Raw genomic sequence first — 18,236 nt, 5'->3', positions numbered from 1 at the left:
TTCCATTCGGTCCGCTCGACTTGCATGTATTAGGCACGCCGCCAGCGTTCGTCCTGAGCCAGGATCAAACTCTCCATTGAAAGTTTTATTCCATACTCATATCAATTACTCGTCATTCAATCGACGAGGACGCTTCGTTTTGTTCAGTTTTCAAAGAACATTTTTAAATTACACAGCCTTTATATAGTAACAAGTTTAATAGTTCATGTCAAGCTTTTTATTCAATTTCTTTCGATTTGTTTCAGACATTGTCTATTATACTGATGTATTCTAAATTTGACAAGTACTTTTTTATATTTTTGTAATAACCTCCCCGCTTAATGTTTTGGCTTTATGTGGGGAGGCTTTTTGTTCAACATCAGTTTAAGAAATGTGGACAACTTCTTCAATATAGATATTTCGCTGTTCGCTTAATGAAATAAATTTATTATTAATCGTTTTGACGATCGGTCTTGTCGGCTCTTCCCGCTGGACAAAAACGATTTCCGCCATTTCTCCATTTGATAGTTTCACCTTTGTCCCAACATTAAACGACGCTAAGCTATCCAACAAAATTTGTACCACTTCCATACTTAATTTGCCGAAGCTATCCATTTGAATTTGTTCAAGAGCTTTAAACGGAGATTCTTTTTTTCGATAAAGCCGCTCTGAAACCATTGCATGATACACATCAGCCACAGCCACAATTTTACTATACGGATGGATTTGTTTATCAGTAATTCCAAATGGGTACCCGCTTCCGTCATTTCGCTCATGATGCTGCAAAACAGCTAATTTTACCCCTTCTTGTAAAACTGAAATTTTTTGAACCATTTTATACCCGAAAACAGTATGTTGTTTTACTTCTCTGTATTCTTCTGCCGTAAGAGCTGATTTTTTCATAATGATTTTTTCATCAATTTTAGCCATCCCACAATTACACAAAAAACCAGCGAGGGCGATTTGATAACAATCTCCTTTGCTGTAATTTAAATGTTTCGCTAAAAAACCTGATAGCAATCCGATGCTTACAGCATGATGACTTAAATAGTCTTCTTTTGTTGTATAACGATATAAAGTGAGCAATTCAATCCGACTGTCAATAAGACGATCTAACAACGGAATAATAATAGATCGAATTTCGGCGATATCAACCGGTGCACCGGATTGCCAAGATTGAAACACTTTTTTATATCTCTGCACTGCTTTCAAATAAAGGGTTACGGCATTTTCTTCGTTTTCATTTTGGCTATTGTGCTGGTTTGATTCGATCACTTCCGATTGTTTAAACGGTTGGCCGTTTGCTAAAACCGATTCAACGTAGACATCTTCAATTAAAAACTTTTCCAAAACATTTAACAGCATTGGAGTTAATACAGTGCTTTTAGGAATGATCGTTTTCTTTGTTTTCCCCACTACATCTTCTGCAAGAATGCAACCTTCTTGTAACTGATGAATTTTCACAAGGATCATTTTTCTCCCCCACTCTACCCAACACAATTCCCCTTTATTTACGACAAAACTGACTCGAAGGCGTTAACAACCGCTCTTCGAATCAGCAACATTTTTAATTTTCGTCATTGTCTTCTAATTCTTTCTCTTCTTCTTTTGGAACTTTGGCAACTGTAGCGACATATTCATGTTCATTATCATTCGATAGACGGATCAACTTAACTCCTTTCGTATTTCTGCTCATTCGAGAAATATCGTTAACCGCAATACGAATTAAAATTCCGCTTGTTGTCATAATCATTAAATCTTCCTCGTCGGTTACCGTTTTCACAGCAACGACCGTTCCGTTTTTCTCAGTGATATTACATGTTTTTAACCCTTTACCACCGCGACTTTGTACTCGATACTCTGAAGCTTTTGTGCGTTTTCCGTAACCGTTTTTCGTAACGACTAACACATCGTGGTCTTTTTCCAAAATTTCCATTCCGACGACTTCATCATCGCCTTCTAACGTAATCGCTTTAACTCCTGTTGCACTTCGTCCCATTGTGCGCACATCCGTTTCAGGGAAACGAATGAGCATGCCGTGTTTCGTTCCGACAATTATGTGCTTCGAACCGTCTGTCAACTTGGCAGAAATTAACTCATCTCCTTCACGCAAACTGATTGCGATCAAACCATTGTTACGAATATTGGCGAAAGAAGATAACGGGGAGCGTTTAGCAACTCCTTCTTTTGTCGTAAAGAACAAGAAAGAGTTATCGTTAAACTCGTCAATTGTAATAATCGTATTGATCCATTCATCTTTATCGATTTCCAACAAATTGATAATCGGAATTCCTTTTGCTGTCCGTCCAAACTCCGGAATTTCATATCCTTTTGCTCGATATACTTTTCCTTTATTCGTAAAAAATAAAATGGTATGATGCGTAGAAGTGATGAGGAGATGTTCAACGAAATCATCTTCATTCGTGTTCATCCCTTGAACTCCTCTGCCTCCACGCTTTTGGCTTTTGTAGGTAGATAAAGGTAACCGCTTAATATATCCTTTATGCGTCAAGGTGACGACAATATTTTCACAAGGAATTAAATCTTCGTCGTCAAACTCTTCGACGCCTCCGCTTACAATCTCCGTTCGCCGTTCGTCGTTGAACCGCTCTTTGATTTCCGTTAATTCATCGCGAATAATTTGTAACACTTTTTCTTCGTCCGCTAAAATGGCTTTCAGTTGTGCAATCAGTTGAACTAACTCTTGATACTCCTGTTCAATTTTTTCTCGTTCTAAGCCCGTCAATCGTTGCAGACGCATATCTAAAATCGCTTGCGCTTGTCTTTCTGTTAGCGAAAAATGCTGCATTAAGCCTTCTTTGGCAATTTCGGTTGTTTGCGAATGACGAATTAAATGAATCACTTCATCTAAGTGATCTAACGCGATGCGCAATCCTTCTAAAATATGCGCACGCGCTTCAGCTTTTTTCAGCTCATATGCTGTACGACGACGAATCACAATTTTTTGGTGATCTAAATAATGCATTAAACACTCTTTTAAATTCAACACTTTCGGTTCGCCGTTTACGAGCGCCAACATATTAATTCCGAAGCTTGTTTGCAAAGCAGTTTGTTTATATAAATTGTTTAAAATTACCTTGGCATTAGCGTCCTTCCGGATTTCCATGACGATTCGCATTCCACTGCGATCGGATTCATCGCGCAAATCAGTAATGCCGTCAATCTTTTTCTCGCGGACAAGCTCAGCAATTCGTTCAATTAATTTCGCTTTATTCACTTGATAAGGAAGTTCGCGAACGATAATACTTTCTTTCCCATTTTCCTTTTGTTCAATTTCCACTTTCGCCCGCAATATGATTGAACCTCGTCCCGTTTCGTAAGCTTTCCGAATCCCGCTGCGGCCGATAATTTGCCCGGCAGTCGGAAAATCAGGTCCGGGGATAAACTCCATTAATTCAGCAACCGTCATCTCAGGATCTTGGCTTAAAGCTAACAGCGCATCGATCACTTCCCCGAGTTGATGAGGCGGGATATTTGTCGCCATTCCGACAGCAATACCCGACGATCCGTTGACAAGCAAATTCGGGAATCGAGATGGTAAAACAACTGGTTCTTTTTCTGAGCCATCGTAGTTATCTTGGTAGTCAATCGTATCTTTAGTAATATCGCGCAACAGCTCCATCGATATTTTCGACATTCGCGCTTCGGTGTAACGCATTGCAGCAGCGGCATCGCCGTCAATGGATCCGAAGTTTCCGTGCCCATCCACTAGCATATAACGATAGTTAAAATCTTGTGCCATGCGTACCATTGTATCGTAAACAGCGGCATCACCGTGCGGGTGGTATTTACCGATGACTTCGCCAACGATGCGCGCTGATTTTTTGTAAGGCTTGTCCGCCGTCATTCCTAAATCGTGCATCGCATACAAAATGCGGCGATGAACAGGCTTTAGTCCGTCGCGAACATCCGGTAAAGCACGCGATACGATGACGCTCATTGCATAATCAAGAAAAGACGAGCGCATTTCTTGGCTAATATTCACTTCGCGAATTCGTGAATTCTGGTTTTCTGACATTTTTGAAAACCTCCCTTAAAAACTCATTTTTAGGCGGGGAGGGTGATAAGCAACACTCTCCATACAAACCGAAGGCAATTTTAAATATCTAAATTTTTTACGTATCGAGCGTTTTCTTCAATAAAATGTCTACGCGGCTCCACTTTATCGCCCATTAAAATTTCAAATGTTTCATCCGCTTCAATCGCATCTTGCAGGCTGACTTGAAGCAGCGTTCGCGTTTCCGGATTCATCGTTGTTTCCCATAATTGCTCCGGATTCATCTCTCCAAGACCCTTATAACGTTGAATCGCCGGTTTTGGATTTTCCGGAAGTTCGGCAAGAATTTTTTCTAATTGGCGATCGTTATATGCATATTCGACTCGTTTTCCTTGCTGAATTTTGTAAAGAGGCGGCTGGGCAATATAGACATAACCCCGCTCAATCAATTCCCGCATATAGCGATAAAAAAATGTCAGCAACAATGTACGAATATGCGCTCCGTCAACATCAGCATCGGTCATAATTATAATTTTATGGTAACGGGCTTTCGCAATATCAAAATCTTCCCCAATTCCTGTTCCTAAAGCGGTAATAATTGCTCGAACTTCGTTGTTGGATAAAATTTTATCTAGCCGTGCTTTTTCAACGTTAATAATTTTTCCGCGCAGCGGTAAAATCGCTTGGAAATGGCGGTCACGCCCTTGTTTCGCAGACCCGCCCGCTGAATCCCCTTCTACGACGTACAATTCGCTAATCGAAGGGTCTTTCGAAGAGCAATCCGCTAATTTCCCTGGTAAATTCGAAATTTCAAGTGCACTCTTCCTTCGCGTCAGTTCACGCGCTTTTTTCGCCGCTAGGCGGGCACGTGCCGCCATCATTCCTTTTTCAACAATTTTTTTAGCGATTGTTGGATTTTCAAGTAAAAACGTTTCAAATTGCTCGGAGAAAATCGAGTCCGTTACAGTTCTTGCATCGCTATTTCCGAGTTTTGTTTTTGTTTGTCCTTCAAATTGAGGAGCCGGATGTTTCACCGAAATAATTGCCGTCAATCCTTCCCGCACATCTTCACCTGTCAAATTGGCGTCATTATCTTTAAAAATATGGTGTTTTCGCGCATAATCGTTAATAATGCGCGTTAACGCCGTTTTAAAGCCCGATTCATGAGTTCCACCCTCATGTGTGTGAATGTTATTAGCAAATGAATAAATATTGCTGCTATAGCTGTCATTATATTGAAGGGAAATTTCCACATAGATGCCATCTCGCTCGCCAGCAATATAAATCGGCTCTTCATGAAGCACTTCACGTGTACGATTCAAATGTTGAACGTATGATTTAATGCCGCCTTCATAATGATATTCGTTTTTTCGATTTTCAACTCGTTTATCTTCGAGTGTAATTTTAATGCCGCGATTTAAAAACGCTAATTCCCTCAAGCGATTCGCTAGCGTATCATAATCGTATTCTGTCGTTTCCGTGAAAATTTCTGGATCCGGTTTAAAATGAACGGTCGTGCCTGTCCGATCCGTTTCCCCAATCACCTGTAGATCAGCACAAGGAACGCCTCGTTCATATTTTTGATAATGAATTTTTCCTTCCCGATAGACGAATACTTCTAGCTCTTGTGACAATGCATTCACGACAGACGCACCAACGCCGTGAAGCCCTCCAGATACTTTATAGCCGCCACCGCCAAATTTCCCACCGGCATGAAGAACGGTCATAATGACTTCAACCGCTGGCCGACCCATTTGTTCTTGAATACCAACAGGAATTCCGCGGCCATTATCGACAACGGTAATGCTGTTGTCTTTTTCAATCGTCACATGAATTTCTGTACAATATCCCGCTAGCGCTTCATCGATACTATTATCAACGATTTCCCATACTAAATGGTGCAATCCTTTTGGACCAGTAGATCCGATATACATACCTGGCCGCTTTCGAACAGCTTCAAGTCCTTCCAATACTTGTATTTGCCGTTCATCATACATATGTTCGATTTTTTGTTCCATTGTCATGTTAATCACCTACGCTTTCCTTTGAAAAACGATCAAGAAGCCTCACTAACTAAGAAGTACAAATATGACCGGAACGCACTTGATAGATCGCCGCTTGTTTGATGACATCATGTTCAATTCCGTCAATACTTGTTGTAGTTACAAATGTTTGAACCTTTTGGCGGATCGTATTAAGTAGATGAGTTTGTCGAAAATCATCAAGTTCTGAAAGCACGTCATCTAGTAAAAGAATCGGATAATCGCCCGTTTCTGAAAAGATTAATTCAATTTCGGCTAACTTGATAGATAAAGCAGTCGTTCTTTGCTGACCTTGCGACCCGAACGTTTGCACATCTTTTTCATTCACATCAAACGATAGATCGTCACGATGCGGACCAGCGAGTGTCATTCCTCGCTGGATTTCTTTCTCCTTTATTTTAACAAATTTCTCACTATATGCTTCTATTATTCTCGACAATTCCATCTTTTCTGATACATCAACAGAGGGGTGATATTGAATTTGCAGTTTTTCCAATCCTCTGCTAATTTCGTAATGAATCGGCTCCGCCCATTTTTGCAGCAACTGCAAAAACTCATACCGTTTTAACGTAATTTTCGCAGCGAGTTCAATCAATTGTTCCGTTAATACATCCAGCACCGCTTCATTACGATGCTGCTTCGTTTGCAACAATTTCAAATAATGGTTTCGCTGCTGCAATATTTTTTGGTATCGGCTTAAATCGTGCATATAAATAGGGGAAATTTGCCCTATTTCCATATCAATAAAGCGCCTTCTTACTTGCGGCCCCCCTTTGACTAAATGCAAGTGTTCCGGGGCAAATAAAACGACGTTGATATGACCGATATATTGGCTTAATTTCGGTTGTTCGATATGGTTATATTTTGCTTTTTTTCCTTTTTTTGATATGATGAGTTGTAAAGATAACGGGCCATTTCGTTTCATGGCTCTCCCTTCTATTTTAGCATATTCCTCATCCCAGCGAATCAACTCTTTATCATTGGCCGTGCGGTGGGATTTGGCCATGGCTAAAACATAAATGGCTTCCATTAAGTTCGTTTTCCCTTGCGCATTCTCACCTAAAATAATGTTAACATCATTCGCAAACTCCACTTCTTCGCTTACATAATTCCGATAATTTTTTAACGATAGATGCGTTAAAAACAAAGATTCTTCACCTACTCTAAACCTTTTACAATAAAGGTACCGAACTCACGAATATCGACAATATCACCATGTTTTAACTTGCGGCCACGGCGATTTTCTCTTTCTCCGTTGACATATACTTCTTTTGTTTGCAAAAACCATTTTGCCATACCGCCTGTATCGATCACTTGTACAAGCTTTAAAAATTGCCCAAGAGTAATTGTTTCTGTCGTAATCTCGATGTTTTTTTTCATTAATTTACCGCTCGCTTTCTTCAAAAACTGTCCATTATTTTATTTTACTAAAAAATTCGTTAATAGAAAAGAAAGCCGCTAGAGGGTGGTGTCATTCTAGCAGCTTTTATCGTTCATTAGTACGTTCTTACAGGTAAAATCAGTTGAAGCATCGAATCATTGTGAAGCGGACGGAGAATAAACGGCCGCATTGCTCCAGTAAAACTAATTTTAATTTCCGTTCCTTCTAACGCTTTTAAAGCGTCCATCATATATTTAGCGCTGAATGAAATTTTTAATTCTTCTCCTTCGATTGTTTCGCTTTGGATTTCTTCTGTCACTTTTCCAATCTCAGGGGAGATGCAAGAAATCTCAAGAATCCCATCTTGCAATGTTGTTAATTTCACAACATTGTTTCTTCCTTCCCGCGCCAACAACGAAGCACGATCAATTGCTTGGAAAAACTCTTTCGTATTGACAATGACCTCTGTTTGACTATCGGTCGGAATTAATCGCGATGTATCCGGGTAATTGCCATCAAGAAGTCGCGAGAAAAACAACAAGTGTTTCGTTTTAAAAAGAACTTGGTTTTCTGTCATGACAATTTCTACGCTTTCATTGCTGTCATCTAAAATTTTGCTCAGTTCGTTTAAGCTTTTTCCCGGAATCACGACATTGTATGACAAGCTGCTGTTCATTTCTACTTTCGCTTTCCGTAAAGCAAGTCGATGGCTATCTGTTGCAATACAGATTAACTCCCCATTTTCTACTCTCCAGTTTACACCTGTTAAGATTGGTCGCGTTTCTGAAGTAGAAACAGCAAAAACGGTCTGGCGAATCATTGTTTTTAATAAGTCTGTCGGAAGTTTAAACACATGCTCTTCTTTAATTTGCGGAAGCCGTGGATACTCTTCCGCATCTAGGCCATTTAAACTAAACTCAGTTTTTCCTGAACGGATGACTGTGACAAATTGATTTTGCACTTCTATTTCTACCGTATCTTGCGGAAGTTTTTTTACAATCTCAGCAAAAAAGCGGGCTTGCAACACAATACTACCGGGCTTTGATATCTCCGCAATGATTTTTCCGTCTTCTTCTGTTGGAATAGAAGACTCGATAGAAATATCAGAATCGCTACCTGTTAACGTAACGCCTTGTTCCGTGGCTACAATTTTGATCCCCGACAAAATAGGAATTGTTGTTCGTGAAGAAATAGCTTTCATGACATCTTGGACACTGCGAACTAAATTGTCGCGTTGAATGGTGAGTCGCACGAATACCACCCTCCTAAATGTAATAAAGAATGAGTTTATTTTTTATATAAAAAAAATAATAGTAGTAATAGTGCTTGTTAACATGTGGATAACCTCAAAAAGATAAAGGAACACAGCCATCCACATGTGGATAGACTGTGCGCAATTTTGTCTATTATTCACACAACTAAGTAATCAATATTTCAATTTTTCTTGAATTTCTTTAATATGTTTTTGCAATTGAACATCTGTCTGCAATAAAGTCGAAATTTTTTCGTGAGCGTGAATAACGGTTGTATGGTCACGTCCGCCAAATTCTTCGCCGATTTTTGGGAGCGAACAATCTGTTAATTCTCGAGAAAGATACATCGCGATTTGTCTCGGGAAAGCTACTGATTTTGTTCGTTTCTTCGCTTTGAAATCCTCAAGCTTTAAGTTGAAATGCTGCCCAACGACTCGCTGAATATCTTGAATGGTGATCACTCTCGGTTTCGAGCTAGGAATAATATCCTTTAATGCTTCCGCAGCTAAATCCGCATTGATCTCTTTGTTAATGAGCGACGAATAGGCAACAACGCGAATGAGCGCTCCTTCCAGCTCACGGATGTTGGAATCAATTTGATTGGCAATATAGAGCATCACTTCATTCGGAATGTCGAAGCCTTCTGCTTTCGCTTTTTTGCGGAGAATCGCAATTCTCGTTTCTAAATCTGGGGGAGTAATATCTGTAATAAGTCCCCATTCAAACCGTGAACGAAGGCGGTCTTCAAGAGTTGGGATTTCCTTTGGCGGACGGTCACTTGAAATGACGATTTGTTTACTTTCTTCATGAAGTGTATTGAAAGTATGGAAAAATTCTTCTTGCGTTTGTTCTTTTCCTGCTAAAAATTGAATATCATCGATTAATAGAACATCCACATTTCGATATTTGTTGCGAAAATCGTCAGCTTTATTGTCGCGAATAGCATTAATAAATTCGTTTGTAAATTTTTCAGAAGATAAATAGACGACTTTAGCCGATGGATTGTGTTCAATTACATAATGACCGATGGCATGCATTAAATGTGTTTTTCCTAGCCCAACTCCACCGTATATAAAAAGTGGGTTATAAGCTTTGGCCGGCGCTTCTGCTACAGCTAAAGAGGCAGCGTGTGCAAAACGGTTTCCAGAACCGATCACGAACGTATCAAACGTATATTTAGGATTGAGCATACTTTGCGGGAAATCTGCTTGTTCTTCATCCAGTTTCCGCTGTTTTTTCGCTGCTGGTTTAAGTTCTACTTCTTCCTCATTTGGATTATGAGGGATGATAAACTTAATGTTTAACTCTTCTCCGATAATGTCATAAATCGTTTCGCCGATTAAATGCGCATAGCGGGAATCTAACCAATCTCTAGCAAATTCGTTTGGGGCTATGATTACGAGTGTGTCACCTTTTAAAGAATGAGCTTTTGTTGACTTTAGCCATGTTTCGAAGCTAGGTTTGCTAATCTTTTTTTCAATTTCCGCAAGCGCTTTATTCCATAAATCATCGATATTTTCCACCCGTTGGCCCTCCTTTATATAAAAGGGTTGTTCAACTTTTGTACAACCTTTTTAAACGCATGCATAGATGTTTATAAAAATGCGCATGTGGAAAAGTGATATAATAAGGAAAAAAAGCGACATTTCGACAGAATCCACGCTATGTGGACAAAATTTTCTACACCCTTGAATTAAGTGTCCACACGTTATTCACATTTGTGGATAAAAACATTTATTCACACGAATAATCCAGAGTGAAAACAAGAATATAATATCAAATAAACTATTGTGTTGCAATGTTTTTAGAAAAATATCCACAACGCTCATATATTGTGGGAAAATCGTTATCCACATGATGAGGAGTTGTGAAAAATATGTCGATAAATGTTGTGATATAGAGGGAAAAATTTTTTAAAATATCCACAATGAAAAATGAGGAATCTAGTGAAGATCCGCTTGTGTAGTTGACATTTTGCTAGGTTGTTCAATATAATTAGAAAGACTGCCTGTAACAGTTATTCCTCAGGGAGGTGTCATAAATGAAACGCACATATCAACCAAACAAGCGCAAACGCAGCAAAGTTCACGGCTTCCGCGCGCGCATGAGCACAAAGAATGGACGTAAAGTGCTTGCACGTCGCCGCCGTAAAGGAAGAAAAGTATTATCTGCATAGGCCACTGAAACCTCAGTGGTCTTTTTTCTAAGCTAACGTCAAACTCTAACAATATGGAGTGTTATGCCTTGGGATGAAAAAAAAATACCGAATCAAGAAAAATGAAGAGTTTCAGCAAGTGTTCCAAAAAGGAAAATCGATGGCGAACCGGCAATTTGTCGTTTATGTGCTCGATCGTCCAGAGCAGTCGTACTTTCGCCTCGGTTTATCGGTGAGTAAAAAAATAGGGAAAGCGGTCGTAAGAAATCGGGTGAAACGTTATATTCGCCAAGCCTTTTTAGAATTGCGCGAAAACGTGGCTATCGGAAAAGACTATGTAGTAATTGCAAGAATGCCAGCGTCTGCAATGAGTTATGATGAAGTAAAAAAAAGTTTAGTGCACGTATTAAAAAAAGCAGGTGTACTAACGACACAACCGTTTCAACAGCAATAATGGTAAAATACATATAGAAAACATTGGATTTTTGAAATGTTAGGAGGAAAATATGGTGAAAAGGCGAATTTGGTTAACAGTCGCACTTGTCCTGCTATTGGCTCTAGTTTCGGGTTGTTCGCAAATTAATCAGCCGATTACATCGGAGAGTAAAGGGTTTTGGAACGAATATATCGTCTATCCGCTCTCTTGGTTGATTAAATATGTGGCGAATTTGTTTGGTGGGAATTACGGCTTGTCAATTATTGTTGTGACGATTATGATTCGACTTGCCATTTTACCGTTGATGATTCAGCAAACAAAAAGTGCGAAAGCGATGCAGGCGCTGCAGCCGGAATTGCAAAAGCTGAAAGAAAAATATAGCTCTAAAGATATGCAAACCCAACAAAAGTTGCAACAAGAAACGATGCTATTATTCCAAAAGCATGGCGTGAATCCGTTGGCTGGATGTTTCCCGCTTATTATTCAAACCCCAATTTTAATCGGTTTTTATCATGCGATTATGCGAACGAGAGAAATTGCTGATCACAATTTTCTATGGTTCGATTTAGGAGCGAAAGACCCATATTTTATTTTGCCGGTTGTAGCTGGTGTGGCGACGTTCATTCAGCAAAAAATCATGATGGCTGGAACGGAACAGCAAAATCCGCAAATGGCGATGATGCTTTGGATGATGCCAGTGATGATCATTGTTTTCGGAATTAACTTCCCAGCCGCTTTGTCGCTTTATTGGGTAGTTGGAAACATTTTCTCGATTGTTCAAACGTATTTAATTAAAGGTCCTGATTTAAAATCTTCTCATTCAGGGGGACAGAAAAAGTGAAAGAAGTAACCGCGACCGCTTCCACTGTTGATGAAGCTATTCAGCTTGCTTTAAGTCAATTAGGAGTTTCGAGAGATCGCGTAGAAATCAACGTATTGGATTACGGGAAAAAAGGGTTTTTTGGTATTTTTGGCAATAAACCAGCGGTTGTAAAAGCAGCAGTGTTGCCGCATCCTGTTGAAGAAGCGGAAACATTTTTAAAAGATGTCATTGAAAAAATGGGAATACAAGCCACTATCGAGAAAATTGAAAATGAAAAGGACATTCAATTCGTGATCAGTGGGGAAAAGATAGCGCTGTTAATCGGTAAACATGGACAAACATTAAACTCTTTACAACTGCTCACGCAGCTCGTTGCAAATCGATACGCGAAAGGCTATATTCATATTACGATTGATGCGGAAAATTATCGGACAAGACGCAAAGAAGTATTAACGCAGCTAGCGAAAAAATTGGCGGAAAAAGCGGTGAGAACAGGAAAAGAAGTGAAATTAGAGCCGCTTCCAGCATACGAGCGAAAAGTGATTCATGCGGCGCTAGCGAATAACGGAAGAGTCAAAACTTTTTCCGTGGGGACAGAACCACACCGACACATCGTTATAGCTCCTGTGCATGAACGAATAAATCAATAATGGCATGCTAGAGCTATATATGATGCGGGAAAAGGGGCTATCTCATCATTTGAGACAGCCTCTTTTTCTGTTCGTTTTCAAACTGCCAGAAGAAAAGGAAATGAGGCATATCATGAAAATATCCAAATTCCAAAATGCATAAACTCATTTGACAAAATGGATTTTCATCCTTCCGATGGTGATGCATTTTTTGTCATAGGTGTCTTATTATTGTTATTCACATGTGGATAAGTTAAAATTGATAATGATACTTAGGGATTGTGGATTGTTTGGTATCGAAGACGGTTCTTTTTGTTCACAATATATCACAATATATTAAGATGGATAGAAGAGAGGTGAAATGACATGGATTTCGATACGATTGCTGCGATTTCCACACCGATGGGAGAAGGGGCGATCGCGATTGTCCGACTGAGTGGCAATGAGGCGGTTTCGATTGCTGATCACATTTTTAAAGGAGTGGGAGGAAAGCGGCTCAAAGACGTCCCTTCCCATACGATCCATTATGGACATATTATCGATCCTGCTAATGGTCAGACGGTGGAAGAGGTCATGGTTGCGGTCATGCGGGCTCCAAAAACGTTTACAAGAGAGGACGTTGTTGAAATTAACTGCCATGGTGGCTTAATATCTGTTAATCGCGTCTTGCAGCTTGTTCTTACAAACGGCGCGCGTTTAGCTGAACCAGGAGAATTTACAAAACGGGCATTCTTAAACGGACGAATTGATTTATCGCAAGCGGAAGCGGTCATTGACTTAATTCGTGCTAAAACGGATCGGGCGATGAATGTGGCGCTAAGCCAAATGGAAGGGCGACTGTCGAACATGATTCGCCATTTGCGCCAAACGATTTTAGAAACGCTCGCCCATGTCGAAGTAAACATCGATTATCCGGAATATGACGATGTGGAAGAAATGACCCACCAGCTTCTCATGGAAAAAGCGAAGTACGTTCGTGAGCAAATTGATCGGCTTTTGCAGACCGCACAGCAAGGAAAAATATTGCGTGAAGGACTTGCCACAGTGATTATAGGCCGTCCGAATGTTGGAAAATCATCTCTCCTGAATAGCCTCGTTCATGAAAATAAAGCGATTGTAACAGATATTCCCGGAACGACAAGGGACGTGATTGAGGAATATGTCAATGTTCGTGGTGTTCCGTTAAAATTAATTGATACGGCGGGGATTCGTGAAACAGAGGATATTGTGGAGCGAATTGGCGTTGAACGTTCGCGGCAAATGGTAAAAGAGGCGGATTTGATTTTATTAGTGTTAAATTTTAATGAAGAATTGACAAAGGAAGACGAAGAGCTTTTTGAAACGGTAAAAGGAATGGACGTTATTGTGATTGTCAATAAAACGGATTTGCCGCAAAAAATTGATATGGAGCGGGTAATACAACTCGCCAATGGCCATCCGGTTGTTACGACATCCCTTTTAGAAGAAAGAGGAATTGAGGAGTTGGAAGAAGCCATTTCGCAATTATTTTTTACTGGAGCGGTGGAAGCAAGCGATTTAACATATGTTTCGAATTCCCGACATATTGCACTGCTTCATCAAGCGAAAAAGGCGGTGGAAGAAGCGATTTCCGGAATTGAAACAGGGATTCCAATTGATATTGTACAAATTGATTTAACACGAGCGTGGGAATTGCTCGGAGAAATCATTGGTGATACGATCCATGAAAGTTTAATCGATCAACTGTTCTCGCAATTTTGTTTAGGAAAATAAGGTGATTTAAGAAAAGCTATATATTCAAACACTCCGCCCACTATATTGCAATTTCAATAGCAAAGGGAGTGGGGCGTGAAAAAGAGAGGAAAATCTTTATTAGAGCTTAATAGAAGTTGTGTCGAAAAATGTTTTTTGATACCCCGATAACGGTTACAAACGCTGATATATCAATATTTGATAGAGGGAGGTTATTCCTGATGGAATATCATGGTGGTTCTTATGACGTGATTGTTGTTGGTGCTGGGCATGCGGGATGTGAAGCAGGATTAGCTGCGGCGCGTATTGGTGCTAAAACTTTAATGATCACGTTAAATCTTGATATGGTTGCTTTTATGCCTTGTAACCCTTCCATCGGCGGTCCGGCAAAAGGGATTGTCGTGCGTGAAATTGATGCGTTAGGTGGAGAAATGGCGAAAAATATCGATAAAACATATATTCAAATACGAATGTTAAACACAGGAAAAGGACCGGCTGTCCGCGCATTGCGGGCACAAGCGGATAAGTTTTTGTACCAACACGAAATGAAAAAGACGCTTGAAAACGAGGAAAACTTGACGTTGCTACAAGGAAAAGTAGAGCGCCTCATCGTTGAAGATGGTGTATGTAAAGGGGTTGTTACGCATACAGGCGCGCATTATTATGCGAAAACAGTTGTGATTACAACAGGAACGTTTTTACGCGGGGAGATTATTATTGGCGACATTAAATATTCAAGCGGGCCGAACAATCAGCAGCCGTCGATTAAGTTATCTGAGCATTTAGAGGAACTTGGCTTTGAATTAGTGCGTTTCAAAACAGGAACTCCTCCGCGGGTGAACAGCCGTTCGATCGATTACAGCAAAACGGAAATTCAGCCGGGGGATGATGTACCGCGGGCATTTTCTTATGAAACAACCGAATATATAACAGACCAGCTTCCGTGCTGGCTCACTTACACGACCGAAGAAACGCACCAGATCATCGATAAAAATTTGCATTTGTCTCCGATGTATTCCGGCATGATTAAAGGAACGGGGCCACGCTATTGCCCGTCGATTGAAGATAAGATTGTCCGTTTTCACGATAAGCCGCGCCATCAAATTTTCCTTGAGCCGGAAGGGCGGAATACAGAAGAAGTATATGTGCAAGGGCTATCAACAAGCTTGCCGGAGCATATTCAGCGGCAAATATTAGCGACGATTCCGGGACTCGAGCAGGCGCAGCTTATGAGAGCGGGATATGCGATTGAATACGATGCGGTCGTTCCGACTCAATTATGGCCGACATTGGAAACAAAGCTCGTCAAAAACTTGTATACTGCGGGGCAAATTAACGGTACGTCCGGATACGAGGAAGCGGCAGGTCAGGGGTTGATTGCAGGAATTAACGCAGCAAGAAGAGCACTAGGAAAAGAAGAGCTTATTTTAAGCCGCTCCGACGCTTACATCGGTGTACTGATCGATGACCTCGTCACGAAAGGAACGAATGAACCGTATCGCCTGTTAACATCCCGCGCAGAATACCGCCTGTTGCTTCGCCATGATAATGCGGACTTGCGTTTAACGGACATCGGATATAACATCGGGCTTATTTCCGAGGAGCGTTATCAGAAGTTTTTGGCGAAAAAAGCGGCGATCGAAAAAGAGAAAAAACGGCTTCAAACGTATATCATTAAACCGACGCCTGAAGTGCAAGAAGTCATTCGCCAAGCAGGCGGAAGCGAGTTAAAAGATGGAATTCGCGCTGCCGATTTATTGAAGCGGCCTGAAATGACTTATGAACACATTCAACTGCTCGCACCGGCGGATGAAGATATTCCAGCGGATGTAGTAGAGCAAGTCGAAATTCAAATTAAGTATGAAGGATATATTGAGAAATCACTGCAACAAGTAGAGCGGCTCAAGAAAATGGAAAACAAAAAAATTCCAGAAGATATTGATTATGACGCCATTACAGGTCTTGCGACAGAAGCGCGTCAAAAATTAAAACAAGTGCGTCCGCTTTCCATTGCACAAGCATCTCGTATTTCCGGCGTAAATCCTGCCGACATTTCGATTTTATTAGTGTATTTAGAACAAGGAAGAATCGCGCGAGTGTCGAATGAATAATATAGTGAAGGGATTGGCTTATGGATACAAAACAGTTTCAGATGCAGCTGGAGGAGAAGGGAATTTTCCTTTCCCCCCGGCAATTGGAACAATTTGAGCGGTATTACGAGCTATTGATCGAATGGAACGAAAAAATGAATTTGACAGCGATTACGGATAAGCCGAACGTTTACTTAAAACATTTTTTCGATTCTATATCACCGGCGTTTTATTATGATTTTTCACAACCTATTTCGCTTTGTGACGTCGGTGCAGGAGCAGGTTTTCCGAGCGTTCCTTTGAAAATTTGTTTTCCGCATATGAAGTTGTCGATTGTCGATTCGCTGCAAAAACGCATTACATTTCTTCATGCTCTTGCTTCAGAGCTCAAATTAGAAGATATAGCGTTTTATCACGACCGTGCCGAAACATTCGGCAGAAAGGAAGGTATTCGCGAATCATTTGATGTCGTGATCGCCCGGGCGGTTGCCAAAATGTCGGTGTTAAGTGAACTTTGTCTCCCGTTAGTGAAAGTCAATGGGACATTTATCGCCATGAAAGCGGCTGCGGCTCAAGAGGAATTGGAGCAAGGAAAGACAGCCATTAAAGTGCTAGGAGGAGAAATTGCTGCGATTCATCCGTTTACGTTGCCGATTGAGGAAAGCGAGCGCACGATTATTTTTATCGATAAAAAACGGAAAACACCAAATAAATACCCTCGGAAACCAGGAGTGCCGAACAAACTTCCAATTGAATAAACCTAGATTAGGGGAGAGTTTTTAAAGGTGGTGTAGGGGAATGAAGCATCCTTTTTCACGCTTCTTCAGTTTTGGAGAAAAGGAACAAGCAGAAATGATTGAAAAAATAGAAGGTGAGGAAGTAAGAAAAATTCCGGTAGCACAAATTGTGCCGAATCGCTTTCAGCCGCGGACGATTTTCGATGATGAAAAAATTGCCGAGCTCGCTTTAACGATTCGGACGCATGGGATGATCCAGCCGATTGTTGTCCGTGAATGTGAAGATGGAAAATTTGAAATTATTGCGGGCGAAAGACGATGGCGTGCTGTTCAAACACTTGGATGGACTGAAATTCCCGCAATTATAAAAAATTTAAATGATAAAGAAACTGCTTCTGTAGCGTTAATTGAAAACTTGCAGCGCGAAGAATTAACTCCGATTGAAGAAGCGATGGCATATGCGAAATTGTTGGAATTGCACCATTTGACGCAGGAAGCGCTAGCGCAACGGATCGGAAAAGGGCAGTCGACGATCGCGAATAAACTTCGCTTATTGAAGTTGCCGCAAGAAGTGCAGGAAGCTCTTTTACAACGAACGATTACAGAACGACATGCGCGGGCGTTAATTGTTTTAAAAGATAGAGAAAAACAGTTGAAGTTGTTAAAAGAAATTATTGAAAAACAATTAAACGTGAAGCAGACGGAAGACCGCGTTTTAAAAATGCTAGAAGCGAATCAGTCGAAGTCGAAACCGAAACGAAAATCTTTCAGTAAAGACATGCGAATTGCGGTTAACACGATTCGTCAATCGTTAACTATGGTTGCTGATAGCGGTCTTGCGATCGATTCGGAAGAAGAAGAATTTGAGGATTATTACCAAATTACGATTCGCATTCCTAAAAAATAGACGGTTTTGTAACGCCTCATCATTGTATATGTGATGAGGTTTTTTGTTTCATTTC

Annotated in this window: 15 protein-coding genes and 1 rRNA gene; 8 read left to right on the top strand and 8 right to left on the bottom strand. The window is 40.5% G+C overall.

The genetic code is table 11. The features are described 5' to 3' along the window. The 8 genes from HNQ34_RS05995 to dnaA form a co-directional block, all read right to left on the bottom strand. Positions 1-80 (bottom strand): 16S ribosomal RNA (locus tag HNQ34_RS05995); the annotation flags it as partial. Between the two features lie 283 nt (positions 81-363). After that, entirely contained in the window at positions 364-1,452 is a 1,089-nt protein-coding gene (locus HNQ34_RS05990; protein ID WP_183252594.1) for an HD-GYP domain-containing protein, read from the bottom strand. A 94-nt stretch (positions 1,453-1,546) separates the two neighbouring features. Then, positions 1,547-4,018 carry a DNA gyrase subunit A gene (gyrA, locus tag HNQ34_RS05985; protein ID WP_183252591.1) on the bottom strand — a complete coding sequence of 824 codons (2,472 nt, stop codon included), beginning with the start codon at positions 4,016-4,018 and terminating at the stop codon, positions 1,547-1,549. 80 nt (positions 4,019-4,098) lie between these two features. Beyond that, a complete protein-coding gene (gyrB, locus tag HNQ34_RS05980; protein ID WP_183252590.1) occupies positions 4,099-6,021 on the bottom strand; it encodes a DNA topoisomerase (ATP-hydrolyzing) subunit B in 1,923 nt (640 codons plus the stop codon). Between the two features lie 49 nt (positions 6,022-6,070). Further along, a complete protein-coding gene (gene recF, locus HNQ34_RS05975) occupies positions 6,071-7,186 on the bottom strand; it encodes a DNA replication/repair protein RecF (RefSeq protein WP_183252588.1) in 1,116 nt (371 codons plus the stop codon). 11 nt (positions 7,187-7,197) lie between these two features. Next, the gene (yaaA, locus tag HNQ34_RS05970) at positions 7,198-7,419 is read right to left on the bottom strand and encodes a S4 domain-containing protein YaaA (protein ID WP_183252586.1); all 222 of its coding nucleotides are present in this window, start codon (positions 7,417-7,419) and stop codon (positions 7,198-7,200) included. A gap of 116 nt (positions 7,420-7,535) precedes the next feature. Further along, the gene (gene dnaN / locus HNQ34_RS05965; RefSeq protein ID WP_183252584.1) at positions 7,536-8,672 is read right to left on the bottom strand and encodes a DNA polymerase III subunit beta; all 1,137 of its coding nucleotides are present in this window, start codon (positions 8,670-8,672) and stop codon (positions 7,536-7,538) included. 174 nt (positions 8,673-8,846) lie between these two features. Then, on the bottom strand, positions 8,847-10,196 hold the full coding sequence (dnaA, locus tag HNQ34_RS05960) for a chromosomal replication initiator protein DnaA (RefSeq protein WP_183252582.1): 1,350 nt from the start codon (positions 10,194-10,196) through the stop codon (positions 8,847-8,849). Positions 10,197-10,714: 518 nt separating this feature from the next. Between dnaA and rpmH the strand changes: the two genes are divergently transcribed. From rpmH to noc, 8 genes are all read left to right on the top strand, one after another. Continuing rightward, positions 10,715-10,849, top strand: a complete 135-nt coding sequence (gene rpmH, locus HNQ34_RS05955; protein WP_003397591.1) for a 50S ribosomal protein L34 — start codon at positions 10,715-10,717, stop codon at positions 10,847-10,849. A gap of 73 nt (positions 10,850-10,922) precedes the next feature. Next, positions 10,923-11,282 carry a ribonuclease P protein component gene (gene rnpA / locus HNQ34_RS05950; protein WP_183252580.1) on the top strand — a complete coding sequence of 120 codons (360 nt, stop codon included), beginning with the start codon at positions 10,923-10,925 and terminating at the stop codon, positions 11,280-11,282. Between the two features lie 52 nt (positions 11,283-11,334). After that, entirely contained in the window at positions 11,335-12,105 is a 771-nt protein-coding gene (spoIIIJ, locus tag HNQ34_RS05945; RefSeq protein WP_183252578.1) for a YidC family membrane integrase SpoIIIJ, read from the top strand. Beyond that, the gene (gene jag, locus HNQ34_RS05940) at positions 12,102-12,737 is read left to right on the top strand and encodes an RNA-binding cell elongation regulator Jag/EloR (protein ID WP_183252577.1); all 636 of its coding nucleotides are present in this window, start codon (positions 12,102-12,104) and stop codon (positions 12,735-12,737) included. Before spoIIIJ ends, jag begins: the two co-directional genes overlap by 4 nt. A 345-nt stretch (positions 12,738-13,082) precedes the next feature. Next, complete coding sequence (gene mnmE / locus HNQ34_RS05935) at positions 13,083-14,468, top strand: tRNA uridine-5-carboxymethylaminomethyl(34) synthesis GTPase MnmE (protein ID WP_183252575.1); 1,386 nt, start codon at positions 13,083-13,085, stop codon at positions 14,466-14,468. 200 nt (positions 14,469-14,668) lie between these two features. Continuing rightward, the gene (gene mnmG / locus HNQ34_RS05930; protein WP_183252574.1) at positions 14,669-16,558 is read left to right on the top strand and encodes a tRNA uridine-5-carboxymethylaminomethyl(34) synthesis enzyme MnmG; all 1,890 of its coding nucleotides are present in this window, start codon (positions 14,669-14,671) and stop codon (positions 16,556-16,558) included. A 20-nt stretch (positions 16,559-16,578) separates the two neighbouring features. After that, positions 16,579-17,295: a 16S rRNA (guanine(527)-N(7))-methyltransferase RsmG gene (rsmG, locus tag HNQ34_RS05925; protein ID WP_183252572.1), complete on the top strand. Its 717-nt coding sequence runs from the start codon at positions 16,579-16,581 to the stop codon at positions 17,293-17,295. A gap of 40 nt (positions 17,296-17,335) precedes the next feature. Next, a complete protein-coding gene (gene noc, locus HNQ34_RS05920) occupies positions 17,336-18,181 on the top strand; it encodes a nucleoid occlusion protein (RefSeq protein ID WP_183252569.1) in 846 nt (281 codons plus the stop codon). Positions 18,182-18,236: the final 55 nt, after the last annotated feature.

Source organism: Anoxybacteroides tepidamans (assembly GCF_014201465.1).
Taxonomy (GTDB): domain Bacteria; phylum Bacillota; class Bacilli; order Bacillales; family Anoxybacillaceae; genus Anoxybacteroides; species Anoxybacteroides tepidamans.
This window is presented reverse-complemented; position numbering and strand designations above follow the sequence as displayed.